The 22971-nt window shown below is 72.3% G+C and carries 22 protein-coding genes and 1 riboswitch; of the genes, 10 read left to right on the forward strand and 12 right to left on the reverse strand.

What is annotated here, in order from left to right; translation table 11 throughout:
- Nucleotides 1-88: 88 nt before the first annotated feature.
- Nucleotides 89-1051 carry a malate dehydrogenase gene (mdh, locus tag MFF04_RS13755; protein ID WP_238276558.1) on the reverse strand — a complete coding sequence of 321 codons (963 nt, stop codon included), beginning with the start codon at nt 1049-1051 and terminating at the stop codon, nt 89-91.
- Between the two features lie 363 nt (nt 1052-1414).
- Between mdh and mdcB the strand changes: the two genes are divergently transcribed.
- Together mdcB and MFF04_RS13765 are read left to right on the forward strand one after the other, a co-directional pair.
- Nucleotides 1415-2275, forward strand: coding sequence for a triphosphoribosyl-dephospho-CoA synthase MdcB (gene mdcB, locus MFF04_RS13760; RefSeq protein WP_238276559.1), 861 nt, complete (start codon nt 1415-1417; stop codon nt 2273-2275).
- A complete protein-coding gene (locus MFF04_RS13765) occupies nt 2272-3201 on the forward strand; it encodes an acyltransferase domain-containing protein (RefSeq protein WP_238276560.1) in 930 nt (309 codons plus the stop codon). Before mdcB ends, MFF04_RS13765 begins: the two co-directional genes overlap by 4 nt.
- A gap of 102 nt (nt 3202-3303) precedes the next feature.
- On the opposite strand, the gene MFF04_RS13770 is transcribed toward MFF04_RS13765, so the two are convergent.
- The 4 genes from MFF04_RS13770 to MFF04_RS13785 all read right to left on the reverse strand — a co-directional run bounded on the left by MFF04_RS13770 (nt 3304) and on the right by MFF04_RS13785 (nt 7922).
- Nucleotides 3304-3726, reverse strand: coding sequence for a hypothetical protein (locus tag MFF04_RS13770; RefSeq protein WP_238276561.1), 423 nt, complete (start codon nt 3724-3726; stop codon nt 3304-3306).
- A 56-nt stretch (nt 3727-3782) separates the two neighbouring features.
- The gene (locus MFF04_RS13775; protein ID WP_238276562.1) at nt 3783-4139 is read right to left on the reverse strand and encodes a hypothetical protein; all 357 of its coding nucleotides are present in this window, start codon (nt 4137-4139) and stop codon (nt 3783-3785) included.
- Nucleotides 4140-4313: 174 nt separating this feature from the next.
- Nucleotides 4314-5366, reverse strand: coding sequence for an alpha/beta hydrolase (locus MFF04_RS13780; protein WP_238276563.1), 1053 nt, complete (start codon nt 5364-5366; stop codon nt 4314-4316).
- A 150-nt stretch (nt 5367-5516) separates the two neighbouring features.
- Nucleotides 5517-7922: a putative bifunctional diguanylate cyclase/phosphodiesterase gene (locus tag MFF04_RS13785; protein ID WP_238276564.1), complete on the reverse strand. Its 2406-nt coding sequence runs from the start codon at nt 7920-7922 to the stop codon at nt 5517-5519.
- A 394-nt stretch (nt 7923-8316) separates the two neighbouring features.
- A riboswitch (Fluoride riboswitch) is annotated at nt 8317-8378 on the forward strand.
- An 80-nt stretch (nt 8379-8458) separates the two neighbouring features.
- Here MFF04_RS13785 and crcB point away from each other — a divergent pair.
- The 3 genes from crcB to MFF04_RS13800 are packed head-to-tail and all read left to right on the forward strand — an operon-like array spanning nt 8459 to nt 10562.
- On the forward strand, nt 8459-8890 hold the full coding sequence (gene crcB, locus MFF04_RS13790; protein WP_238276566.1) for a fluoride efflux transporter CrcB: 432 nt from the start codon (nt 8459-8461) through the stop codon (nt 8888-8890).
- 41 nt (nt 8891-8931) lie between these two features.
- Nucleotides 8932-9951 (forward strand): methylmalonyl Co-A mutase-associated GTPase MeaB, encoded by a 1020-nt coding sequence (meaB, locus tag MFF04_RS13795; protein WP_238276568.1) that lies wholly within the window; start codon nt 8932-8934, stop codon nt 9949-9951.
- Complete coding sequence (locus MFF04_RS13800; protein ID WP_283206372.1) at nt 9948-10562, forward strand: pyroglutamyl-peptidase I family protein; 615 nt, start codon at nt 9948-9950, stop codon at nt 10560-10562. The genes meaB and MFF04_RS13800 overlap by 4 nt, the downstream gene beginning before the upstream one ends.
- 4 nt (nt 10563-10566) lie before the next feature.
- Here the strand turns inward: MFF04_RS13800 and MFF04_RS13805 are convergent, their stop codons facing one another.
- Nucleotides 10567-11709 carry a GGDEF domain-containing protein gene (locus MFF04_RS13805; RefSeq protein WP_238276570.1) on the reverse strand — a complete coding sequence of 381 codons (1143 nt, stop codon included), beginning with the start codon at nt 11707-11709 and terminating at the stop codon, nt 10567-10569.
- A gap of 209 nt (nt 11710-11918) precedes the next feature.
- Between MFF04_RS13805 and MFF04_RS13810 the strand changes: the two genes are divergently transcribed.
- The gene (locus MFF04_RS13810; protein WP_238276572.1) at nt 11919-12263 is read left to right on the forward strand and encodes a CsbD family protein; all 345 of its coding nucleotides are present in this window, start codon (nt 11919-11921) and stop codon (nt 12261-12263) included.
- Between the two features lie 30 nt (nt 12264-12293).
- Here MFF04_RS13810 and MFF04_RS13815 read toward each other — a convergent pair whose 3' ends face one another.
- From MFF04_RS13815 to MFF04_RS13825, 3 genes are all read right to left on the reverse strand, one after another.
- Nucleotides 12294-13079: a 3-hydroxybutyrate dehydrogenase gene (locus MFF04_RS13815; protein ID WP_238276573.1), complete on the reverse strand. Its 786-nt coding sequence runs from the start codon at nt 13077-13079 to the stop codon at nt 12294-12296.
- A 26-nt stretch (nt 13080-13105) separates the two neighbouring features.
- The gene (locus tag MFF04_RS13820) at nt 13106-13849 is read right to left on the reverse strand and encodes an acetoacetate decarboxylase (RefSeq protein WP_238276575.1); all 744 of its coding nucleotides are present in this window, start codon (nt 13847-13849) and stop codon (nt 13106-13108) included.
- A gap of 67 nt (nt 13850-13916) precedes the next feature.
- The gene (locus MFF04_RS13825) at nt 13917-15041 is read right to left on the reverse strand and encodes a DUF3734 domain-containing protein (RefSeq protein ID WP_373320061.1); all 1125 of its coding nucleotides are present in this window, start codon (nt 15039-15041) and stop codon (nt 13917-13919) included.
- Between the two features lie 202 nt (nt 15042-15243).
- Between MFF04_RS13825 and MFF04_RS13830 the strand changes: the two genes are divergently transcribed.
- The 3 genes from MFF04_RS13830 to MFF04_RS13840 all read left to right on the forward strand — a co-directional run bounded on the left by MFF04_RS13830 (nt 15244) and on the right by MFF04_RS13840 (nt 18593).
- Complete coding sequence (locus MFF04_RS13830; RefSeq protein WP_238276652.1) at nt 15244-16197, forward strand: acetyl-CoA carboxylase carboxyltransferase subunit alpha; 954 nt, start codon at nt 15244-15246, stop codon at nt 16195-16197.
- A gap of 38 nt (nt 16198-16235) precedes the next feature.
- On the forward strand, nt 16236-16928 hold the full coding sequence (locus tag MFF04_RS13835) for a DUF1796 family putative cysteine peptidase (RefSeq protein ID WP_238276653.1): 693 nt from the start codon (nt 16236-16238) through the stop codon (nt 16926-16928).
- 186 nt (nt 16929-17114) lie between these two features.
- Entirely contained in the window at nt 17115-18593 is a 1479-nt protein-coding gene (locus MFF04_RS13840; protein ID WP_238276580.1) for a L,D-transpeptidase family protein, read from the forward strand.
- 70 nt (nt 18594-18663) lie between these two features.
- On the opposite strand, the gene MFF04_RS13845 is transcribed toward MFF04_RS13840, so the two are convergent.
- From MFF04_RS13845 to MFF04_RS13855, 3 genes are all read right to left on the reverse strand, one after another.
- Entirely contained in the window at nt 18664-18915 is a 252-nt protein-coding gene (locus tag MFF04_RS13845; protein ID WP_238276582.1) for a hypothetical protein, read from the reverse strand.
- Between the two features lie 136 nt (nt 18916-19051).
- Complete coding sequence (locus tag MFF04_RS13850; protein WP_238276584.1) at nt 19052-19768, reverse strand: PhoH family protein; 717 nt, start codon at nt 19766-19768, stop codon at nt 19052-19054.
- Nucleotides 19769-20195: 427 nt separating this feature from the next.
- Nucleotides 20196-22475: an ATP-dependent helicase gene (locus MFF04_RS13855; RefSeq protein ID WP_502692905.1), complete on the reverse strand. Its 2280-nt coding sequence runs from the start codon at nt 22473-22475 to the stop codon at nt 20196-20198.
- Nucleotides 22476-22717: 242 nt separating this feature from the next.
- Between MFF04_RS13855 and MFF04_RS13860 the strand changes: the two genes are divergently transcribed.
- Nucleotides 22718-22960 carry a hypothetical protein gene (locus MFF04_RS13860; RefSeq protein ID WP_238276588.1) on the forward strand — a complete coding sequence of 81 codons (243 nt, stop codon included), beginning with the start codon at nt 22718-22720 and terminating at the stop codon, nt 22958-22960.
- Nucleotides 22961-22971 lie beyond the last annotated feature (11 nt).

A 22971-nucleotide genomic window follows, 5' to 3' on the forward strand; every position in this document is an offset into this window, starting at 1 on the left:
ACTCGTGTACGTTCATGGCCGCCTCGCAGATCGGGGACGAGTGTCGCGGGAGCCGGGCGGCGCGGGCCGCCCGGCTTGGTCTCAAGCCTTAGGCGAGCGCCGAATTGATGCCCTTGCAGGCCTCGATCAGGCCCTTCACCGAGGCGATCGACTTGTCGAACATCGCCTTCTCGTCGGCGTTGAACGTGACCTCGAGCACCCGCTCGACGCCGCCCGCGCCGATCACGATCGGCACGCCGATGAATAGGCCGTCGATGCCGTACTCGCCCGAGAGATGGGCGGCGCAGGGCAGCACCCGCTTCTTGTCGCGCAGGTAGCTCTCGGCCATGGCGATGGCCGAGGCTGCCGGCGCGTAGAAGGCCGAGCCGGTCTTGAGAAGGTTGACGATCTCGCCGCCCCCCTTGCGGGTCCGCTCGACCATGGCGTCGAGCTTCTCCTGGGTAGTCCAGCCGAGCTTCACGAGGTCCGGCAGCGGCACGCCGGCTACCGTCGAGTAGCGCACGAGCGGCACCATGTCGTCGCCGTGGCCGCCGAGCACGAAGGCGGTCACGTCCTCGACGGAGACGCCGAACTCGTCGGCGAGGAAGTGGCGGAAGCGGGCGGAATCGAGGACGCCCGCCATGCCGACGATCTTCTGCGGCGGCAGGCCGGAGAACTTCTGCAGCGCCCAGACCATGGCGTCGAGGGGGTTCGTGATGCAGATCACGAAGGCGTCCGGGGCGTACTGCTTGATGCCCTGGCCCACCGCCTCCATCACCTTGAGGTTGATGCCGATGAGGTCGTCGCGGCTCATGCCGGGCTTCCTCGGCACGCCGGCGGTGACGATCACCACGTCGGCGCCCTCGATCGCCGCGTAGTCGCTGGCGCCGGAGAACTTGGCGTCGAAGCCGTTGACCGGGGCCGACTCGGCGATGTCGAGACCCTTGCCCTGGGGAATGCCGTCGGCGATGTCGAAGAGGACGACGTCGCCGAGCTCCTTCAGGCCCGCCAGATGCGCGAGGGTGCCACCGATCTGCCCGGCGCCGATGAGCGCGATCTTGCTGCGTGCCATGAAGGGGACCTCCGCTGTCGTGCCGAACCGTCTCGGACAGGGCCGGCCAGAGCGCCTTGCGCGTCGTCGCGGCGCAGATGCCGTCGACCCTTCCGAATGCGCCGCTGTGTGGCCGAAAAGACCCTGTGCTTCAACCCGAGCGGCCGGGGCCCCAAGCAGCGTTCGGGCCAACCGGACCCTCGGACCGGCGAAGGGTTGTCCAGGAAAGGCGAGCGGCCGGAGCGGCTTAGCTGCCGCTCATGCGGCCGCCGCACGAGCTTGGCCGCGAAATGACATCATCGTGGCTCTGTCACGGGAGGCCTCCGCCGGCCGTGCTTTCGTGCGATACCGGCGCCCGAACGGGGTCTTGCCGGGAATCCTGCCATGCTGAGTCCGGACGGCGCGCCGGCGCGGATGCCCGATCTCGCGCCGCTCTGCGAGCGCATCGCGCAGGCCGCGCACCGGGCGCTAATCGACGAGCTTGAGACCTATCCGAAGCCGGGCCTCGTCAGCCCCGTCGATGCCGGCAGCCACCGCGACATGGACGCCGGCACCCTGCGCCGGAGCGCCGGGGCGATCCGCCCCTTCTTCGTGCTGCTCGCGGCAGCCGGCGCGCGGAACGCGCCTCTCGCCGAGCTGCGGGCGATCGGGCTCCGGGCGGAGGCGGCGATGATGGCGGCGACGGGAGGCGTCAACGCCCATCGCGGCGCGATCTTCTCCCTTGGCCTGCTCTGCGCCGCCGAGGGCGCCACGGGTGGGAGACTGCCGAGCGCGGAGGCGCGGGCGCTGGCCGTCGCCGCCCGCTGGGGCGCGGCGATCGCCGCGCGGCCGCCCTCGCCCGAGACGCATGGCGGCCGCGCGGTGCGCCGCTACCGGGTCGGCGGCGCGAGCGGCGAGGCGGCGGCGGGCTTCCCGACCCTGAGGGTGCTGGCGCTGCCAGCGCTCCGCGAGGGGCGCCGCCTCGCCCCCGGTGATGGGGAGGCGGCGCGGGTGCAGGCCTTCTTCGCGCTGCTCGCCGCCCTCGACGACACCAATCTCCTCCACCGGGGCGGCGCGGAGGGTCTGGCCGAGGCCCGCGCCATGGCGGCGGGCTTCCTGGCGCGGGGCGGCGTCGCGGCGCCGGACTGGCGGGCGGAGGGCGTGCGCATCCATCGCGCCTTCGTCGCCCGCCGCCTCAGCCCCGGCGGCTGCGCCGACCTGCTCGCCGCGGCCCTGTTCCTCGACGCGTTGGAGGCCGGTCGGTGAGCACGCTGGCGATCCTCTGCTCGGGGCAGGGCGGGCAGGGCCCCGGCATGTTCGCCCTGACCGAGGGCGAGGCGGCGGCCGAGCCGGTCTTCCGCGCCGCCGCCGCGCTCCTCGGTGCGGACCCGCGGGCCCTCGTCGCATCCGCGGAGCCGGGGGCGCTCCATGCCAACCGGACCGCGCAGATCTTGTGCTGCACGGCGGCGCTCGCCGCCTGGGCCTGCCTCGGGCCGCGCGCCGCGCCGCGCCGCGTCGTCGCCGGCTACAGCGTCGGCGAGGTGCCGGCCTGGAGCGTCGCCGGGGCGATGACCTTCGACGCGGCGCTCGCCGTCACCGCCGAGCGCGCCGACCTCATGGACGCGGCGACCCCCGGCCCCTCCGCCATGGCCGCCGTGCGGGGGCTCTCGCCGGCTAACCTGGAGCGGGTCCGCGGCGAGGCCGGCGTCCATGTCGCGATCCGCAACGGGCCGGACCAGGCGGTGCTCGCCGGATCGCGCGACGCCATGGCGCGGGCGCTGGCCGCCGCCGAGGCTGCGGGCGCGGCGAAGGTCACGGCGATCCCCGTCGCGGTCCCCTCCCACACGCCGCTGCTGAAGGCTGCGGCGGAGGCCTTCGCCGGGCGGCTCCGGGTGCGGGAGGACGTGCGCCGGCCCGCCGCCCGGCTGCTCAGCGGCATCGACGGGGCGGCGGTGTTCGATCCCCGCGCCGGCCTTCAGAAGCTCGCCCGCGCGGTCGCCGAGACCGTCGACTGGGCGGCCTGCCTAGAGGCCTGCCGGGCAGCCGGAGCGACCCGCGCCTTCGAGCTCGGGCCGGGCGCCTCGCTCGCGCGGATGATGGGCGGCCTGCTGCCCGAGCGCGACTGCCGCAGCCTCGCCGACTTCCGCACCCTGGAGGGCGCGGCGGCCTGGCTGCGGGAGGCGGAGGATTAGCGGCCGATCCGGCCGGCGGGCTCCGCCTCGCGACGCCCGTTCGCCCCTGGAGGCGAAGGCCGCTCCCGTTCGTCCGGTCGAGGCTCTGGACCGCGCGGCACGTCAGCGAGCTGCGGGATACTCGAGCTGGAGCGCCACGAAGGCGGCGGTGCCGGCCCCGTAGCGCTCCGCGATTCCGGACAGCGCGCGGTCGAATGATCCCGCCGGCTGCCGGCTCTCGATCGTTGGCATCATCGCGATCGGCTCCGGCGTCACGCCGAGCGCGACGACGTCGGCGACGTCGGAGCGTTTCAGGATGCCGTAGCGCACGATGAAGTCGGTCGTCTCCGTCCCGTCGTTGTCGCCGACGACCGCCACGACCGGGCGCCGCAGCGCGGCCACGGTCTCCGAATGCTCCTGCGCGGAGAGCCGGGCCGAGGGCGGCCGCGGTGGCGCGGCCGGCCCATCGGCGAGGACGATGATCGCGGTTCCGAGAAGCGCGATCCCGCCGCCGAGGGCCGCCACCCACCCGACCGGGATGCGCATCCGCTCCGTCCCTTGCGTGCGAGGTCCGCCGCGCCCGCCTGGCCGGCCCGGAGGTCTCAGGCGTCGTGCCGGGGGGCCTCGTCCTCGTCTTCGTCCTCATCGCCGTCGATGTCGACGAGGAAGACGATGTCGGCCTCCTCGTCGTCGTCGGACTTCTCCCCGGCATGGGCCGGATCGGACTCGAAATCCGCGTCCGAATCGTCGTCGGCGATGGCGTCCTCGAAGATCTCGATCTCGTCCTCGGTGGCGGCGCGCACGGTGAGCGCCGAGGTGCCGTTCCAGAGCGGCGTGCCCTCGCTCGTCATGGTGCGAATGTCCTGCTTGAAGCCGTCGCAGGTGAAGAGGTCGCGGGCGACCTCCTCGGTACCGTTGATGACCGCCACCGCCGTGCCGTCGATCTCGAGGGTGAACATGCTTCGCGATTCCTAACGCTGCGTCCGCCGGCACCGAGGGCCGGTGCGGCGGGGATCAAGCCTGAGTCGGGTCTCGACGGCGTGACGGTTCGGGCCGTCGTCGCGCCGTCCATTCGGGAAGCTGTAAGGGAAGACGCGCCCGCCCGCCATGGCGTCGGGCGCATCGGCGGGGCCTCAGGCGCCCGCCGCCCGCGCCACTGCGCGCTTGATTACGCCCTGCACTTCCGGGTTCGAGAGGAACAGGTCGTGGTTGATGAGGCCGCCGCCGTAATCGGAGGCGTCGGCGACGCGCACGCCGAGCGCCTCGAGGCGCCCGCGGTCGGCGGCGCCTGCCCGGACGATGCCGCCGGCGATGGTGCTCGACAGTTCCAGCGCCCGGTCGTTGGTGGAGGAGATCACGGTAATCTTCGAGACGTCGGGGCCGAGGCGCTCGACGCCCTTGGCGAAGAGGTCGATGTCGATGTCGGGGGCGGCGAGCACCACCGCGCCGATGCGGGCCATCGCCGCCTCGCCGGCCTCGGCGCGCAGCATCCGCAGGGTCTCGAGCGTCAGCAGCGTGCCCATGGAGTGGGCGACGATGTTGATGCGCCCGCCGCTCGGCGAGCCCGCCAGCGCCTTGAGCAGGTCCTCGAAGGCGTCCCGCGACCAGAGCGCGCTTTCGCGGTCGTAGCCGTAGTCGAAGGTGGCCCCCGCCGAGGGCCAGGTGAAGAGGCCCGAGACGCCGCGGAAGCGGATGCCGTCGGAGAGCATCGCCGCCGAGACCGCCGCCGACTCGAAGCTCTCCCGGTAGCCGTGGACGTAGATCAGCACGTCCCGCCCGAAGGCGGCCTGGGCGAAGGCCTCGGCCGCGCCGGCCCCGGTCTCGACCTTGGGGATGGCGCCGACCGTCCAGTCCCCGGTGATGACCGCGGAGACCTTGCCGATCAGCGAGCGGTCCGGGGCCTTCAGCCGGGCCTCGGCGAAGCTCAGGCCCCGGCCCCGCTCGGAACTGAACCAGGGAGCCTTCGGCGGATTTCCGACGGGCTTGCGGGTGGTGGCGACGAGGAGCACCGGGCTCACGTCGAGGGCCGACTGGCGCTCGGGAACGGCGGCGGTACCGGTGGCGAGACCGTCCGTGATGCAGCCCCCGAGGGAGGGCGCGAGCCCGGCGGCGCCGAGGACGGCGCCGATCCGCAGGAGGGAGCGTCGGGAGGGCCGTTCGGGCGGGCGCGGCGGGAAGCGCGTCATGGTCGGCGTGTCGTCCTCGAAGACCGGGCTCGCGGGCCCGTCCGGGAGGCGACCTTGACCACGATCGTGACCATGGCAGGGCGGGCCAGCGGCGACCGCCTGTGGGCGGCTGGGGAGAGGCCCCGGCGTGGCTTGCGGGCCACGACGGGATCAGGCCGCCCGCGGGATCGACCCGGAGCCGGCCTTGCGCCCGAGGAAGGCTTGCAGCTCTCCGGCGGGCATCGGCTGGGCGAAGAGGTAGCCCTGCGCCTCGTCGCAGCCGGCCTGGCGCAGGAGGTCGAACTGCTCGGCGGTTTCCACGCCTTCCGCGACGGTAGTGATGCCGAGGCTCCGGCCGAGGCTGGTCACCGCCTGGATGATCGCGGAGCAGTGCCGGCTGACGCCCAGCTCGCGCACGAAGCTCTGGTCGATCTTGATCTTGTCGAAGGGGAAGCGGTGCAGGTAGCTCAGCGACGAGTAGCCCGTGCCGAAATCGTCCATGGCGATGCGCAGGCCGAGCGCCTTGAGCCGCCGCAGCGCCGCCACGTTCGCCTCGCTGTCGGCGAGGAGCACCGATTCCGTGATCTCCAGCTCGAGGCGCCCCGGCGCCAGGCCCGAGCGGTCCAGCGCCTCCGTCACGGTCCGCAGCAGGGCTTCGGGATCGCGGAACTGCATCGGCGAGAGGTTCACGGCGACCTTGACGCCGTCGGGCCAGAGCGCGGCTTCCCGGCAGGCTCGTTCGAGCACCCATTCCCCGAGGGCGCCGATGAGCCCGATCTCCTCGGCGAGCGGAACGAACTCGGCGGGCGAGATCCAGCCCCGCTGCGGATGCGGCCAGCGCAGCAGGGCTTCGCAGACCGTGACGGTCCCGCCATCGATGCCGACGAGCGGCTGGTAGTGGATCGCGAGGGCGTCCGTGCAGACCGCCTGGCGCAGGTCGTGCTCGAGATGGCGCCGCGCCTGGAGGCTCGCATCCATGTCGTACTCGAAGAAGCGGAACCGGCGCCGCCCCTCCGCCTTGGCCCGGTAGAGCGCCATGTCGGCGTGGCGCAGGAAGGTCTCCGGGTCGGCCCCGTCCTCCGGCGCGAGGGCGATCCCGACGCTGGCGCCGACCACGATGTCCTGCCCCTGTACGGCGTAGGGGCGGCCGACGGTCTCGACGATCCGGCGCGCCAGCTCCGCCGCCCGCGCCGGGTCGAGATGCGCCGCGAGCACGGCGAACTCGTCGCCGCCGAGCCGGGCGACGCAGTCCCGGTCCGCCCGCAGGCAGCCCTTGAGGCGGGCGCCGACCTCGGCGAGCAGCATGTCGCCGACGGCGTGGCCGAGGGTGTCGTTCACGCCCTTGAAGCCGTCGAGATCGATGCAGAACAGGCCGAAGCCGCCCGCGTCCTCCACGCGCCGGCCCGGTTCCGGGGCGGCGAGCGCCTCGGCCAGCCGCTCCCGGAACATCCGGCGGTTCGGCAGGCCGGTGAGCGTGTCGTGATGCGCGAGATAGGCCACGCGGGCCTCGGCCCGGCGCCGCTCCGTGACGTCGGTCGCCGCCAGGAGCACGGCCGGCGCCTCGCCGTAGCGGAGATCGCGGGTGTAGGTGATCACGTCGATCGGCGTGCCGTCCGCCTTGGCATGCCGGCGGAGCGCCTCGTTGCGGGGGCCCGGCTCCCGCCGCGGCGGCTCTCCCTCCGGCGGCACGCCCTCCGCCGTGATGTCGGCGAGCGTCATCCGGAGGAGGGCGTCGCGGGCGTAGCCGTAGTGCTCGATCGCGGCGTCGTTCACCGCGAGGAAGCGCAGGCTCCCCGGCTCGAACACCCACATCGGGACCGGATTGCTCTCGAACAGCAGGCGGTAGGAGGCCTCGCGCTCGCGGACCGGGCCCACGTCGGTCAGGGTCATCGCCAGGAGGTCGCCGATCGCGCCGGCCTCGACCTGGAGGTGGAGATCGCGCCGGCCGGACGATCCGGGATAGTCCAGGTCGAAGGTCCGGCGCTCGCCCGTCCGCACGACGTGGAGGAGATGGTCCAGCGCGTCCGTCTCCCGGAGCCGAGGGACGAGGTCGTTCAGGGACCGGCCGGGCAGCTCGACCAGGGCTCGGCCCATCATCCGGGCGGCGCTCTCGTTCGCGGTGACGATCTCGAAATCGACGAGGGTGCCGTCGTGCCGCCGGGTCGAGGACAGGACGAGCACGCCGTGCTGCGTCGCCTGGAACACGGCGTCGATGAGGCTGGTGCGGACGGTCTCGCCGGTCGTGAAGAGCAGCACCACCGCGCCGCCGCCGCGGACGTCCAGGGGAAAGGCGAGGAGCTGGCTCGCCTCGAGCGCCCCGGCCCGGATGAGGTTGCGCTGCGCGCTCGCCGGCGCCCGCGTCCGGAGGGCGAGCTCCATCGCCCGGCGGATCGGCTGGGCCAGGTCGTCGGCGAGGCTTGCGACGGCGAGGTCGCGGATCTCGCAGCCGAGCCAGCTCTCGAAGCGCCGGCCGCTCCAGCTGATCACGATGCCGCCGTCGGTGCCGGTCCGCGCGATGGCCGCGCCGTCGGCGTAGCGGCCGAGCTGACCGAGCACGACGCTCTCGTAGGAGGGCAAGCCGCTCTGCGTGCGCGCCGCAGCGCGCCACAACGCGTCGGGTGACAAGGCAGGCTGAGGGCGCAACGGATCCACCCGAGAACCTCGACGCGAAGATGTTCGACCTCGCGCCGGCGTCGTCTATAGCCTGGCACGTTTCGTTTTCGTAAAAATGCCTGCAGAACTTGGATATGTCTCTTTGATGACAACGCTGCGTGCTGGAGAAAATGGTACGACTAATCATTCGGGAAGCGGTCGATATACATCGAACCTCATCTCGTCTTACACGCCCCGCGTGTAGAGGGGCGGCACCTTCGTGCGACGCCTGCGAACGTCGCCGCTCCGCCGACGGCCGGTCCGAGGAGCCCGGCGCCCCGCTCCGAATTGCCTCGCTCCCGGCGGCCCGCTATGTCGGGCCGGCGATGGGGATGGGGTTCCCCGAACCCGCCCGCGAGGGCTGATGACCCCGACCGCAGCCACGATGCGGTCGGGGTATGCCCATCCCGACCCGCCGCGAGGGCGGGTCTGTCCATGCCCGCCCGGAACGAGGAGCGCGCATGTCCTTCACCACCTGCCTCGTCGTGATGCTCGGGGGCGCCCTCGGGACGCTCGCCCGCTACGTCGTCTCGGTGCTGGCGCTGCCGATCAGCCGGGACCTGCCCTGGGGCACGATCCTCATCAACGTCACCGGCTCCTTCGCCATTGGCCTGTTCGGCACGCTGACGCTGGCGCAGGGCCGCTACCCGGCCTCGGAGACCCTGCGGCTCTTCGTGATGATCGGGCTATGCGGGGGCTACACCACCTTCTCCTCCTTCAGCCTCCAGACCCTCGACCTGATGCGCAACGGCGCCATGGTGCGGGCGGGCGTCAACATCGCCGCCTCGGTGGCGCTCTGCGTGGCGGCGACCGCCGCGGGCCACGCCATCGCCGCGCATCTCAACGGCGGCGCCCGGCAGATCGCCCAGACCGCGATCGAGGAGGACGCCTGAGCCCTCTCGACGCCGCCGCCGCGGCCCGGCATGAAGGGGCCATGGCTTCCCCGGTCACGGCGCCCAGCGCCGCCCGCCCCCCCGCCCTCGACATCGACGCGCTCCGCGGGCGGCTCCTCGCCGGGGACCGGGCGGCGCTCGCCCGCGCCATCACGCTCGCCGAATCGAAGCGGGCCGACCACCGCGCCGCCGCCCGCGATCTCATCGACGCGGTCCTTCCGCAGACCGGCAACGCCATCCGCGTCGGCATCACCGGGGTGCCCGGCGTCGGCAAGTCGACGACCATCGACGCGCTCGGCGCCAACCTGACCGCGGCCGGGCATCGCGTCGCGGTGCTCGCCGTCGACCCGTCCTCGACCCGCACCGGCGGCTCGATCCTCGGCGACAAGACCCGCATGGCCCGGCTCGCCACCGACCCGAACGCCTTCATCCGCCCCTCGCCCTCCTCGGGCACGCTGGGGGGCGTGGCCGCCAAGACCCGCGAGACCATGCTGCTCTGCGAGGCGGCGGGCTTCGACGTGATCCTCGTTGAGACGGTCGGCGTCGGCCAGTCGGAGACGGCGGTGGCCGACCTCACCGACTTCTTCCTCGTGCTGATGCTGCCCGGGGCCGGCGACGAGCTCCAGGGCATCAAGAAGGGCATCCTCGAGCTCGCCGACATGATCGCGGTCAACAAGGCCGACGAGGGCGAGGGCGAGCGGCGGGCGAACGCGGCGGCCTCCGAGTACCGGGCGGCGCTGCACATCCTCACCCCCGTCTCGGCGAGCTGGACGCCGCCGGTGGTGACGATCTCGGGGTTCCACAACCTGCGCCTCGACGCTCTCTGGGAGAAGGTCGTCGCCCATCGCGAAAAGCTCACTGCCACCGGCGAGATCGCGCGCAAGCGCCGCGCCCAGGACGTGAAGTGGATGTGGGCGCTGGTCCACGAGCGGCTCCACCAGCGTCTCGTGGGCTCGGCGGAGGTCCGCCGACAGACGGCGGAGGCCGAGGGCGCCGTCGGCCGGGGCGAGCGCTCGCCTGCGGCGGGCGCGGCGGCCATCGCCGAGCTGATCGGCCTGTGAGAGCGGCCGGGCCGGTGCTGGTCACGGGCTTCGGCCCGTTCCCGAGGATGCCCCGCAACCCGAGCGGAGCGCTCGCCCGCCGCCTCGCCGCATTGCCCCGGCTGCGACGGGCGCTCGGTCGCGCGCCCGTGGGGCTGGTACTACCGACCGCCTACGACGCGCTGCCACGCCGGCTCGCCCCGGCGCTCGCCGAGGGGCCGGCCGCGGTCCTGATGTTCGGCGTCGCCGCCCGCGCCCTGCGGCTGCGGGTGGAGGTGCGGGCCCGCAACCGGGCGAGCCGGCTGTTCCCGGACGCGTCGGGTCGCGTCTCCGGGCGGCTCACCCTCGATCCGGCCGGCCCGGCGGAGCGTCGCAGCCGCGCCGCCGCCGCCGCCGTCGCGCTCCTGCGCCGCCGGGGCGTGCCCGTCGCGGTCTCGCGGGATGCCGGGCGCTATCTCTGCAACGCGGGCTACTACCGGGCGCTGGCCGAGCCCTGCCCGGTCCTGTTCGTGCACGTGCCGCCTCCGCGAACGAAGCGGCCCGTCAGGCCGGGGCGGCGTCCGGATGCGTCTCGCGAGGAGCGGGCGCTGGCCGATCTCGTCCTGCTGCTGGCCCGGCTCGGGCGCGCCTGAGCCCTCAGGCCGCGACGCGGTTCCGGCCGAGGGTCTTGGCCCGGTAGAGCGAGGCGTCGGCCCGCGCGATCACGCCCGCGAGCCCGGTCTCGCCGGGCTCGACCATCGCCAGCCCGAGGCTGAGCGTCCAGGGTGGGGCGGCCGGCTCCGGCCCGCTCGGATGCCGCAGGGCGTCGGCGACGGCGAGCGCCGCCTCCCGCGTGGTGCGGCCGAGGAGGATGACGAACTCGTCGCCGCCGAGCCGCGCCAGGACGTCGCCGTCGCGGGGCAGGAGCGCGGTCGCGCGGGCGGCGAGCGCCGCCAGCACCGCGTCGCCCGCCGCGTGGCCGTGGCCGTCGTTGATCCCCTTGAAGTGGTCGACGTCGAGCACGACCACCGCCGTGCCGGGACGCATCATGCCGGCGGCGCGGGCCTCGAGCCCCGCCCGGTTCCAGGCGCCGGTGAGCGGATCGCGCAGGGCGCCCTCGCGCAGCATCGCCTGGGCCCGCTCGCCGGGCATGGCGAGGAGCCCGAGGTTCAGGACCACGAGCAGGATCTGGTCGGAGAGCATCGCGACGAGGGCCGTCGCGTTCACCGCGCCGGGCAGGCCGGAGAGCAGCGGCAGCGCCAGCGCCGCAAGATAGCCCGGCACGTAGGCGAACATCGACAGCCCGACGAGGCGCCGGCCCTTGACCGCGGCGGGCAGCCGGCCGGCTCGGGTGCGCAGGAGCGAGCAGCCGGTGAGGATCACGACGGCGATGAGGGCCAGGGTGCCGCCGATGCGCGCCGCCTGCCGGTCCTCCGCGATCAGGCCGGCGTCCGTCGCCAGCGCCGGCAGGGCGTAGGCGAGGAAGCTCAGGGCGATCGGCACGAGCATCCAGGCGGCGAAGGGCGGGCGCCCGTCGAAGCGTCGCACGCCGGAGAGCGTGACCATGTTCGAGAGCGCCAGCGCGGCATGCAGGAGGCCGCCGACGACGACGGGCGGGGCGTCGGCGTAGCGGCCGAACACGACGAGCGCGGCGGCGTAGATCGCCATGCTCAGCGCCCAGTGCAGGAAGTACTCCTCCTCCCGGCGGCCCCGCCAGAGGGCGAGGAACACGCCGAGATAGGCACTGGCCGCGAGGAGGCTGCACAGGCGTACGGTGCCGATGTCCGGCAGATCGGCCATGGCCTCGATTCGCTCCTGGAAGGGACCTTCGCGGACAAGGCTACGGCCGCGGGGTTAAGGGACCGGTAACCGCCGGTTCGCCGACCCGCGCCCTCCGGCGCGCAAAAATCGGCACCGGGGCGGTGCACAATCGCCGTCTCGCACGTTGGGAGCACGACGGACACCCGCCCCCCCCCCCGCTTGGGGGCGTCCCGCACAAGGAGACGGACATGGTTGATACGGATCGCATCGCCGGCACCGCCCGCGAGCTCGGCGGCAAGGCCCAGGCGGCTGCGGGCGACATCGTCGGCTCGACCCGCGAATCGGTCGAGGGCCGCTTCCGGGAGGCGCACGGGCGCGCCCAGGACGCCTACGGGCAGGCCAAGGACACCCTGCGCGACGTCGCCGACGAGGTCAGCGACTATGCCGGCGAGGCCTACGAGCGCGGCGGCTCCTATGTCCGCGACGGAAGCCGGGCGGTCTCGGCCCGCGTCGAGGAGAACCCGCTGGTGGCCCTCCTCATCGCCGGTGCCGTCGGCTACGGCCTCGCCCTGCTCCTGCATGGGCGCCGCTGAGCCCCCCTCCCCGTGACCGGGCGGACCGCGCTACTGCGCGGTCCAGCCCCCGTCCATGGAGATGTTGGTGCCGGTGATCTGGCTCGCCGCATCCGAGCACAGGAACACTGCGAGCGCCGCCACCTGATCGACCGTCACGAACTCCTTCGTGGGCTGCGCGTGCAGCAGCACGTCGTTGATGACCTGCTCCCGCGTCAGGCCGCGCGCCTTCATCGTGTCGGGGATCTGGCCTTCGACGAGCGGCGTCCAGACGTAGCCCGGCGAGATGCAGTTCACGGTGATGCCGTGGGTCGCGACCTCGAGGGCCGCCGTCTTCGTGAGCCCGACGATGCCGTGCTTGGCCGCCACGTAGGCCGACTTGAACGGCGAGGCCACGAGCGAGTGCGCCGAGGCCGTGCTGATCACCCGTCCCCAGCCCCGCGCCTTCATGCCCGGCAGCGCCGCGTGCAGCGCGTGGAAGGCCGAGGACAGGTTGATCGCGATGATCTGCTCCCACTTCTCCGGCGGGAACTCCTCGATCGGCGAGACGAACTGGATGCCGGCGTTGTTGACGAGCACGTCGACCGCGCCGAACGTCTCCTCGGCGAGCCCGATCATGCCCGCGATCTCGGCAGGCTTCGACATGTCGGCGGCGGAGTGGATCGCCCTCACGCCGTAGTCGCCCTCGATGCCGTCGCGCTCGCGCTCGATGTCCTCGGGCTTGCCGAAGCCGTTGATGACGACGTTGGCGCCCTCCGCCGCGAAGGCGCGGGCGATGGCGAGCCCGATCCCGCTGGTCGATCCGGTGACGACGGCGGTCTTGTCCTTGAGGATCATGCTGGTCTCCTGAGCGGAACGGGGGGTCAGGCGAGGTAGTCGTGCAGCACCCGGCCGAAGGGCAGGGTGAAGTCGACGATCATATGCCGGCCGCCGACGATGCGTCTCACCGGAAGGTCGGCGACCCGGCAGTTGACGTGGGGGATGAGGTCGAGCCGCGCCTCCCCGTCCCAGGCGCCGTGAACGGTGATGTCCTCGAGCCGGTAGCCGACGAGCTGCGCCACCTTGGGCGAGCCGTCGACGTCGGGCAGGAGCTTCAGGTTGACGTTGAGCTTGCCCAGGCCCTCCTTCACCTTGGGCAGGTCGCCGTTCAGGCTCTTGTGCTTGTAGGTCATGGTGCCCATCGCGACCCGCTCCTCGTCGTAGAGGAGCGTGCCGGTGAGAGTATCCTTGCGCAGGTCGAGGCGCGGCTGGCCCCACTTCTTCGGGAAGCCCCAGATCTCGCGGCCGGCGGTGATCGGCGGCTCGTCGTCGAGATACATCTGGATCGAGAAGTTGCAGGGCTCGCCGTCGTAGAAGGCGTAGGCCCCCGAGCCGCTCTCCTGGTAGTCGCCGAAGCCCGAGGAGTCGGGCATCTTCATCCACTCGTAGAAGACGAGGTTCTCAGGGTGCGGCTCCAGCGGCTCGGGCAGCGCCCGGCGCAGGGCCTCGGCATCGGTCTCGTAGGTGACGATCAGGTACTCCCGGTGGACGAACCGGTAGGGCCCGCGCGGGTAGCTCGGGCTGAAGGCGGGCATCGAGGGCATCGAGAGGATGTCGTCGCGGGTCATGTCCGATAGGTCTCCGCTGTCGGCCCGGAGGGCCGGGGCGGCCCGCGGGCGGCGTCTCGGGAAAGGGTCAGTCGCGGGCGTCGCGGGTGAGGTCGAAGACGGCGACGCCCGCCTCGTTGTGGGCCCGCTCCCGCCAGGCGGGGTGGCGCAGGGAGCGCACGACGTCGTTGCGGCCCGCCTGCCAGTGCTCGAGCATGGTGGCGCGGGAGAACTCGTAGTCCTTCGAGTTCCCCTCGTAGGGCTTGCGCCGGTAGATGAGCTGCATCAGCGTGATGAAGTTGGCGTGGCTGATCCGGCGCAGGAAGCCGACATCCTCGTCCGCGAGCATCTCCGCGGGCAGCTTCTCGATGAGCCTGCGCACGGCGCGGCGGGCCTTGCGCATCTCGACGTTCTTGTCGGTGTTGAGGCGGGTCCGGCTCGAGTAGCGGATGTCCTTCTCGCGCTCGGCCGCCTCGGTGAGGGTGCGCGGCACCGGCCCATGGGCGGCGAAGAGATCCACCTGGAAGATCACGAGGTCGCGCTGGCGCTCGGTGTCGAGCACGTAGTCGAGGGGCGTGTTCGAGACGAGGCCGCCGTCCCAGTAGAGCTCGCCGTCGATCTCCACCGGCGGGAAGCCCGGCGGCAGGGCGCCCGAGGCCATGACGTGCTCGGGGCCGATCCGCTCGTGGCGGTTGTCGAAATAGACGAAGTTGCCCGAGCGCAGGTTCACCGCGCCGATGCTCAGGCGGGTCTCGCCCCCGTTGATCCGGTCGAAGTCGACGAATCGCTCCAGCGTGCCCTTCAGCGCGCCGGTGTCGTAGAGGCTCAGGGCCTGCGGTGCGCCGGGCGGGTAGAGGAAGGCCGGCGGCATCCGCGGGGCGAAGAAGCCCGGCACGCCGACGCTCGCCACCCAGCCGGCCGCGACCTCGTTGAAGGTGGCCCGCGCCTGCTCGCCGGGGAAGGCGGGCATCGCCGTGAACCCGGAGGAGACCAGCTCCCAGAAGCCGCGCAGCCGCTCGATCCGGCGCTCGGGCGGGTTGCCGGCGACGATGGCGGCGTTGATCGCCCCGATCGAGATGCCCGCGATCCAGTCGACCTCGATGCGGCTCTCCGCGAGCGCCTCGAAGATGCCCGCCTGATAGGAGCCGAGGGCTCCGCCTCCCTGAAGCACGAGCACGGAGGTTTCCCCCGAGGGATAGAGCTTCGAGTTCAAGGTCTCGCGAATCCTCAGGATGCCCCGTGGACGACCTAGATCGGGGCCCGTGGCGGCCCGATGACAGGCACGGGCCGTGCCGCGCTCCGGCGGCCGAGCTCCCGTGCCGGTTGACACCCGGGCCCGCCTGCTTCCACACCACGCCCCCGCGGAGGCTCCGGCGCCGGACCCGCGCTAGAGGACCGACCCCCGAATGACGGCGATGCGCTCCTATCTCGACTTCGAGAAGCCCGTGGCCGAGCTCGAGGCGAAGGTCGAGGAGCTTAAGGCCATGGGCGCCAAGAACGGCGCCGTCTCGATCAGCGAGGAGGTCGGCCGGCTGGAGGCCAAGGCCGCCCAGGCGCTCGCCGAGATCTATGCCGGCCTCACGCCCTGGCAGAAGACGCAGGTCGCCCGCCACCCGCAGCGCCCGCACTTCGTGGACTATTGCGCTGGGCTCATCGAGGAGTTCACGCCGCTGGCCGGCGACCGATCCTTCGGCGAGGACGAGGCTATCGTTGGCGGCTTCGGGCGCTTCCGGGGCCGGCCGGTCTGCGTGCTCGGCCAGGAGAAGGGCGCGACGACCGAGGCCCGCCTGCGGCACAATTTCGGGATGGCCCGGCCCGAGGGCTACCGCAAGGCGGTGCGCCTGATGGAGCTTGCCGACCGTTTCGGCCTGCCGGTTCTGGCCTTCGTCGACACCGCCGGCGCCTATCCCGGCATCGAGGCCGAGGAGCGGGGCCAGGCGGAGGCGATCGCCCGCTCCACCGAGGCCTGCCTCGCTCTCGGCGTGCCGAACGTGGCGCTCGTCATCGGCGAGGGCGGCTCGGGCGGGGCCATCGCCATCGCCACCGCCAACAAGGTGCTGATGATGGAGCATTCCATCTACAGCGTGATCTCGCCGGAGGGCGCTGCCTCGATCCTGTGGCGCGACCAGGGCCGGGCGCACGACGCCGCCACCGCCATGAAGCTGACGGCCCAGGACCTCGTGAAGCTCGGCATCGTCGACGGCGTCGTGCCCGAGGCGACGGGCGGCGCGCACCGGGACAAGGCGGCGGCGATCGCGGCCGCCGGCAGCGCCATCGCCGGAGCGCTCGCCGAGTTCCAGGGGCTTCCCGCCGCGGAGATCCGCGACCGCCGGGCGGCGAAGTTCCTCGAGATCGGGCGCCGCCTCTGAGCACGCCCGGCCCCGAGGGCCCGCCCGTGGGTCTGCTCATGGGCCTGCGCCGGGCGCTTCTCGGCGGGCGTCCCCCGCGGGAGCCCGGCCCCGTCAACCACGTCTCGCTCGGCTGCCACTGCCACATGGCGCAGGTGCTCAAGACGCAGGGACTGCGCGGCTGGTCCGGCCCCTTCGACTGGATCTTCTCGACGCCGGGCATGGTCCGCGACTGCCTCGCCGACGACTTCGCCTCGCTCCTCGACAGGTCGGAGCTCGAGAGCGTGCCGCTCGCCGAGCGGCCGGGCCCCGAGATCGGCCGCTGCCGGCACCGCACCTACCGGGTGCGCCACGACCTGCCGGCGGTGTTCAACCACCACGATCCGGCCACCAGCGAGGCCGACTACCGCTTCCTCGCCGAGGGCGTGCGGCGCTTCCGGACGGCGCTGACGCTGCCGGGCGCCCGCAATCACTTCTGGATGATGACGGCGCTCGGCACGCCCCCCGAGGTCGTGACCGAGATCGGGGACCTGCTGGCGCGCTCGGGGCCGGCGAGCCGACTGACCTTCATCCAGGTTCGCCCCGGCCACGCCGCTTTACGCGCGGCGGAGGGGCCGGCGCTGCGCCCGTGGGTGCGCTGGATCGACCTCGAGACGCCCTCGGAGTCCATCGGCCTGCGCTTCTCGGACCCCGCCGCCGACGCCTTCCTGGCCCGGCTGGTGGCGGAGGAGGCCGCGATCGCGTCTCGGTGAATCGGGCGAAGGCAGGGCGGTGCGGCACGCACGCCACGCCCACGACCAAAATTCACAGCCGGCCAAAGGCTGGCCCGAGCGATCGTTGCGGTAAGAGCGGGGTAAGTTTAACGACGCTACAGGGTTGGGGAGTGGCGCCCGCAAGGACGAGAACGTCCAGGGCGCGGATCGAGGACCTGAGTCCCCATGGCTGTGCGTCCGCTCGCGGCGGCGAGCCTCCTCGCGCTCGCGCTCACACTCGGTGCCTGTCAGGACGGCACCTTCGGCGGCGGCGGCTCGACCCGCCACCTCACGCCGATTCCGGCCAAGACCCTGGCGCTCATGCAGGCCAAGGGCCTGTCCCAGGGCGATCCCATCCTGATCCGCGCCTACAAGAAGGAGGCGGAGATGGAGGTGTGGAAGCGCGGCGGCAACGGCCAGTACGCGCTCCTGAAAACCTTCCCGATCTGCCGCTGGTCGGGCCAGCTCGGCCCCAAGAAGAAGGAGGGCGACCGCCAGGCGCCCGAGGGCTTCTACACGATCACGCCGGGCCAGATGAACCCGAACTCGTCCTACTACCTGTCCTTCGACACCGGCTACCCGAACGCCTTCGACCGGGCGAACGGCCGCACCGGCAACTACCTCATGGTGCACGGCACCTGCTCGTCGTCGGGCTGCTTCGCGATGACCGACGAGTCGATGGCGGAGATCTACGCCATCGCCCGCGAGGCCTTCGCCGGCGGGCAGCGCTCCTTCCAGTTCCAGTCCTATCCGTTCCGGATGACGGCGGCGAACGTCGCCAAGTTCCGCAACGATCCGAACGCGCCGTTCTGGCGGAACCTCAAGGAGGGCTCGGACTACTTCGAGGCCCTGCGCGAGGAGCCCCGCGTGGGCCTGTGCGGCACGAAGTACGTGTTCGGCGGGGCCGACGCGGCGGCCGGCTCCTGCAGCCCGCGGGTCGAGCCGCTCGTCGCCGAGAAGCGCCAGCGCGACGAGCAGGAGGTCGCGGAGCTGATCGCCAAGGGCACGGCGGCGACGCGGGTCGTCTACGACGACGGCGGCCAGAACCCGGTGTTCAGGGGACCGCCGGCCTCGGCGAGCGCCTTCGCGAGCCTCGGCACCCCGGCGGAGGAGCCCGCCTACTCGCAGAAGGACTACGCCCGCCACGCGCTCGGCGACGTCAGCCGTCCGGAGTCGCTGGCCGCCGGCCCCCGCGAGTTCGAGATCGATGGGAAGGGCAGGCCGGCGACGCTGATGGCCGATGCGGCTGCGCCGATCCCGACCAAGGCCGCCGCCGCCCGCAAGGGCGGGCACGAGGCGCCGAAGCCCGCCGCCGCGCCGGCGACGCTGATGGCCGCGAAGCCGATCCCCGACCCGAAGGAGACCTCCGCCCTTCCCACCGAGAGGCCTCGATCCGAGCGGATCGCGGTGGCCGACGCCGAGGGCGACCCCTCTGCCTACCAGAAGCTCCTCGGCCGCGTGTTCGGCAAGGAGGCGCCTGCCCCGGCGACGCCCGCCGCCGACACGGCGCTCGCCGCGGCCGCCGCGCCAGCGCCTGCTCCGGCGATGCGGAAACTCGCCGAGGCGAAGCCCGCGCATCACGCGGGCAAGGCCGCGGATGCCAAGACCGTGGCCGCCAAGGCCGGGGACAGGACGGTGGACACCAAGGCCGCGCCGAAGCCGTAGCGGCGTCAGGGCCGACACGAAAAAGGGGCCCCCAGGGCCCCTTTTCCATGCGTGGATGCCGTCGCGGCGATCACATGCGGTGCATGCGGCGGTGATGCATCATCCGCTTGTGGTGCATCATCCGGCGGTGATGCATGCGGCGCTGGTGCATCCGATGGTGATGCATGTGCCGGTGGCGGTGCATGTACTGCACGGTGTCGACGCCGGTCTCGGGAGCGGCGATGCCCGAGGGCACGGCCGGCGCCGCGGAGGCCTGGCCGGCGAGGCCGGCGACACCCAGGGTGGCGGCGAACAGCGCCGCGGCGAAGGTCAGTTTCCTCACGTGTCGGGAACTCCCGTTCTCTGATTCCGCCCCCGGAGAGGCCCGGAATCTCCCGGCGTCTGCGGCCGGGGAAGGATGTCGCTCCCTTCACAGGGCGCGGCGGACCCGGACGGGTCCGCCGCCGATAACCTGCAACTCAGAGATTCGTTTCCTCGAAGGCCCTGACCCACTCCGCGCAGATGCCGGAGCGGACGATGTCGTCGCAGGTGAACTCGACCACCGGGATCGGCATCATGCGGCTCTTGATGAGGTGGATCACCGTGCGCAGGCCCGAGACCTCCCGGAGGTCGGTCTGGCTGACGTCGCCGTTGATGATCACCTGGCAGTCGTCGCCGATGCGGGTGAGGAACATCTTGATCTCGGCCGTGGTCGTGTTCTGCGCCTCGTCGAGGATCACGAGGCAGTCCTTGAAGGTGCGCCCGCGCATCACCTCGAAGGGCACGATCTCGATGTCACCGGTCTTCAGCGCGATCTCGAAGGCGGCCGGGCCCATGCGCTCCTTCATCGCCTCGGTGAGCGGCGCCACCCAGGGGGCGATCTTCTCCTCCAGCGTGCCGGGGAAGAAGCCGAGCGAGCGGCCGGAGGGCACGTTCGGGCGGGTGATGACGACCTTGGAGATGCGGCGTTGGCGGAGCAGGTCCGCGGCGCGGGTGCCGGCGATGAAGGTCTTGCCGGTGCCGGCCGGCCCCAGGACGATGACCTGGGCGTTCGAGGCGAGGGCTTCGAGGTAGCGCCCCTGGGCCTCGGTGAGGGGCTGGATCGGAGCGAGGTGGCGTTCTTCGTCGAAACGGGTCTTGTGGGGCCGGAGAGGACGATCCTCAACGAGTTCAAGTCGTGCGCGTCGTCTTTTCATCGATCAACACTCCACTTGGACTTGCCAATCTTGAGACTTGCCAACCTGTCTGTGCCGTTCACGAATGCGATCTGTCTCGAAACCTCTGGTTAAATGTCCTGCTCCTCCGGTTGCGAAGAAAATCCTGAGGGCCCGTCCGGGTTCCTGAGCCGCGAATCAGGCCTGTTGACAGTTCATGCGGCCCGGTCGGCGACCGCCGGGTGACGGCAGGCAAGCCGCGCGCCGGCCGCCGCCGAAAGGCGCCGCGTGAGTCTTTCATGCAACGGTCACGATGGGGACGAAGGAGGCGCAGGCCCCGCCGGGGCGTTTCGGTCAGGCTGGATGACGGCGCATCCCGCACGAGCCTCTTTCCTGTCCCGCCCGCAAGGGCGATGCCGGCCGGCCTCACGCCCCGGAAAGAGATGGGCTCACGGCCGGCGGGACGGCTTCAGCCCGGCTGGACGAAGCTGTCGAGGACCATCTTCCGGCCGGCCTTGTCGAAGTCAACGGTGAGCTTGTTGCCGTCGATGCCGGCAACCGTTCCGGGGCCGAACTTGGTGTGGAAGACCCGCATCCCGTCCGCGAAGGACGAGGCCGGGCCGCTGGAGCGGGCGACGAGCTCGCCCTCGATCTCCCGCGGGCCGCCGCTGCGGCCGCCCGGCGCGCGGTCCCGCCCGAAGCCGCCGCCGGTGTTGGCCTGCGCCCGCTGCCAGCCCGGTGTCCCGTAGGAGGAGCCGAAGGGCGCCGGGTTGCGGTCGAAGCGGGAGGCGCCCGCGGAGAAGTGGGCCGGCGCCTCGATCACCTCGACGCTGCCCGGCGGCAGCTCGTCGAGGAAGCGGCTCGGGATGGTCGAGGACCAGAGGCCGTGGATGCGCCGGTTGACCGCGAAGGAGAGCCGCGCGCGCTTCCGCGCCCTCGTCAGCCCGACATGGGCGAGGCGGCGCTCTTCCTCCAGGCCCGCCCGGCCGCTCTCGTCGAGCGCCCGCTGGTTGGGGAACAGCCCGTCCTCCCAGCCCGGCAGGAACACGGTGTCGAACTCGAGCCCCTTGGCGGCGTGGAGCGTCATCAGGGAGACCTTGTCGGCGCCCTCCGCCTCGGTGGCCTCCATGACGAGGGAGACGTGCTCCAGGAAGCCCGCGAGGTCCGGGAACTCCTCCATGGAGCGCACGAACTCCTTGAGGTTCTCGAGCCGCCCGGCGGCGTCCGCCGAGCGGTCCTTCTGCCACATGTCGGTGTAGCCGGACTCCTCGAGGATGGTGCGGGCGAGCTCCGTGTGCGGCATCGTCTCGACCGCCTTCGTCCAGCGCCCGACCGCCTCGACGAAGGCGCGCAGCGTCGAGCGCACCTTGGGCTTCAGCTCGTCGGTCTCGACCATGCGGCGGGCGGCGAGCAGCAGGGGCACCCGCTCGGCGCGGGCATGCGCGTGCAGCGCCTGGAGCGTCGCGTCGCCCAAGCCCCGCTTCGGGGTATTCACGATGCGCTCGAAGGCGAGGTCGTCGGCGGAGTTGGCGGTGATGCGCAGGTAGGCGAGCGCGTCGCGGATCTCGGCGCGCTCGTAGAAGCGTGGGCCGCCGATCACCCGGTAGGGCAGGCCGAGCTGCACGAAGCGGTCCTCGATCTCGCGCATCTGCGCGGAGATGCGCACCAGCACGGCCACCTCGGAGAGGGGGTGCTTCTTCGTGTGGAGCGTCTCGATCTCCCCGGCGAGCTGGCGCGCCTCCTCCTCCGAGTCCCAGGCGCCGGAGACGGTGACGCGCTCGCCCGGCTCGTCCTCCGTGCGCAGGGTCTTGCCGAGCCGGCTCTCGTTCTTGGCGATCAGCCCCGAGGCTGCGGCGAGGATGTGGCCGGTCGAGCGGTAGTTGCGCTCCAGCCGCACCACGGCGGCGCCGGGGAAGTCGTGCTCGAAGCGCAGGATGTTGTCGACCTCGGCGCCGCGCCAGCCGTAGATCGACTGGTCGTCGTCGCCGACGCAGGCGACGTTGCGGTGGCCCTGGGCGAGCAGCCGCAGCCAGAGGTACTGGGCGACGTTGGTGTCCTGGTACTCGTCGACGAGGATGTAGCGGAAGCGCCGCTGGTAGCCCTCCAGGATGTCGGCATGCGTGCGCCACAGCCGCAGGCAGAGCAGCAGCAGGTCCCCGAAATCGACGGCGTTGAGGGTCGCGAGCCTGGCCTGGTAGGCGGTGTAGAGGGCGCCGCCCTTGCCGAAGGCGAAGGCCTGCGCCTCGCCCGCCGGCACCTGGTCCGGCAGGAGGCCGCGGTTCTTCCAGCCGTCGATGGCATGCGAGAGGGCGCGGGCCGGCCAGCGCTTCTCGTCGACGTTCTGGTCGAGGATGACCTGCTTCATCAGGCGGAGCTGGTCGTCGGTGCCGAGGATGGTGAAGTCGGACTTCAGCCCGACGAGCTCCGCGTGCCGGCGCAGGATCTTGGTGCCGATGGCGTGGAAGGTGCCGAGCCAGGGCATGCCCTCGCCCTCGGCCCCGATCAGGGTGCCGATGCGGGCCTTCATCTCCCGGGCGGCCTTGTTGGTGAAGGTCACCGCCAGGATGTCGTAGGGCCGGGCGCGACCCGTGGCGACGAGGTGGGCGATGCGCGTCGTCAGCACCCGGGTCTTGCCCGTGCCGGCGCCGGCCAGCACCAGCACCGGCCCCTCGGTGGTCTCGACGGCGCGGCGCTGCTCGGGGTTCAGCCCTTCGAGATAGTCCGCCTGCCCCCGGCGCAGTCCGGCCATGGCGCGGGCGGTGATGGAGCCGCCGGCCGACCCTTGGGCCGACCCTTGGGCGGATCCTTGGAAAGCGCCGTTCGAGGTCTCGCCCGGAAAAGGCGGACCGCCCGCGTCGGGATCGTTCTGCATGGCCCTTCCCTGGACCAAAACGCGAACGGCGTCGAGGGGACGCAGGGTCCTGCGGGAACCCGCACCCTTCCGGCCGCGTCGTTCCGGTCACACGCCAATTCCTCGACAGGAGCCCGCCGATGCGTCCGCTCGCCCTCCCGCTTTCCGCCCTCGGCCTCTGTTGCGCGGCCCTGCCGGCGCTCGCCCAGTCGCCGACCTCGGACCTCAACCGCATCAACGATTCGCTGATCCGCCAGCAGGAGAACCGCACGATCCAGCAGCAGCAGATCGGCGACAGCAACCTGAGCCGGATGCAGAACCAGCGGCAGATCCAGGATCAGCCGGTCCGCACCGGGCCGGGCGCCGGCTACCCGGTCCGCTGATCGCACCTCCG

This window comes from Methylobacterium jeotgali (assembly GCF_022179345.1).
GTDB lineage: Bacteria > Pseudomonadota > Alphaproteobacteria > Rhizobiales > Beijerinckiaceae > Methylobacterium > Methylobacterium jeotgali.

What these genes read in the sequence shown, in the direction of transcription:
- crcB (WP_238276566.1), top strand. Translation starts at nt 8,459, where the DNA reads ATGTCCTTCACCACCTGCCTCGTCGTGATGCTCGGGGGCGCCCTCGGG.
- MFF04_RS13840 (WP_238276580.1), top strand. Translation starts at nt 17,115, where the DNA reads ATGGCTGTGCGTCCGCTCGCGGCGGCGAGCCTCCTCGCGCTCGCGCTC.
- MFF04_RS13850 (WP_238276584.1), bottom strand. Translation starts at nt 19,768, where the DNA reads ATGAAAAGACGACGCGCACGACTTGAACTCGTTGAGGATCGTCCTCTC.
- MFF04_RS13775 (WP_238276562.1), bottom strand. Translation starts at nt 4,139, where the DNA reads ATGTTCACCCTCGAGATCGACGGCACGGCGGTGGCGGTCATCAACGGT.
- MFF04_RS13770 (WP_238276561.1), bottom strand. Translation starts at nt 3,726, where the DNA reads ATGCGCATCCCGGTCGGGTGGGTGGCGGCCCTCGGCGGCGGGATCGCG.
- MFF04_RS13860 (WP_238276588.1), top strand. Translation starts at nt 22,718, where the DNA reads ATGCGTCCGCTCGCCCTCCCGCTTTCCGCCCTCGGCCTCTGTTGCGCG.
- mdh (WP_238276558.1), bottom strand. Translation starts at nt 1,051, where the DNA reads ATGGCACGCAGCAAGATCGCGCTCATCGGCGCCGGGCAGATCGGTGGC.
- MFF04_RS13780 (WP_238276563.1), bottom strand. Translation starts at nt 5,366, where the DNA reads ATGACGCGCTTCCCGCCGCGCCCGCCCGAACGGCCCTCCCGACGCTCC.
- MFF04_RS13810 (WP_238276572.1), top strand. Translation starts at nt 11,919, where the DNA reads ATGGTTGATACGGATCGCATCGCCGGCACCGCCCGCGAGCTCGGCGGC.
- MFF04_RS13815 (WP_238276573.1), bottom strand. Translation starts at nt 13,079, where the DNA reads ATGATCCTCAAGGACAAGACCGCCGTCGTCACCGGATCGACCAGCGGG.
- MFF04_RS13805 (WP_238276570.1), bottom strand. Translation starts at nt 11,709, where the DNA reads ATGGCCGATCTGCCGGACATCGGCACCGTACGCCTGTGCAGCCTCCTC.
- MFF04_RS13820 (WP_238276575.1), bottom strand. Translation starts at nt 13,849, where the DNA reads ATGACCCGCGACGACATCCTCTCGATGCCCTCGATGCCCGCCTTCAGC.
- meaB (WP_238276568.1), top strand. Translation starts at nt 8,932, where the DNA reads ATGGCTTCCCCGGTCACGGCGCCCAGCGCCGCCCGCCCCCCCGCCCTC.
- MFF04_RS13835 (WP_238276653.1), top strand. Translation starts at nt 16,236, where the DNA reads ATGGGCCTGCGCCGGGCGCTTCTCGGCGGGCGTCCCCCGCGGGAGCCC.
- MFF04_RS13855 (WP_502692905.1), bottom strand. Translation starts at nt 22,475, where the DNA reads ATGGCCGGACTGCGCCGGGGGCAGGCGGACTATCTCGAAGGGCTGAAC.
- MFF04_RS13830 (WP_238276652.1), top strand. Translation starts at nt 15,244, where the DNA reads ATGCGCTCCTATCTCGACTTCGAGAAGCCCGTGGCCGAGCTCGAGGCG.
- mdcB (WP_238276559.1), top strand. Translation starts at nt 1,415, where the DNA reads ATGCTGAGTCCGGACGGCGCGCCGGCGCGGATGCCCGATCTCGCGCCG.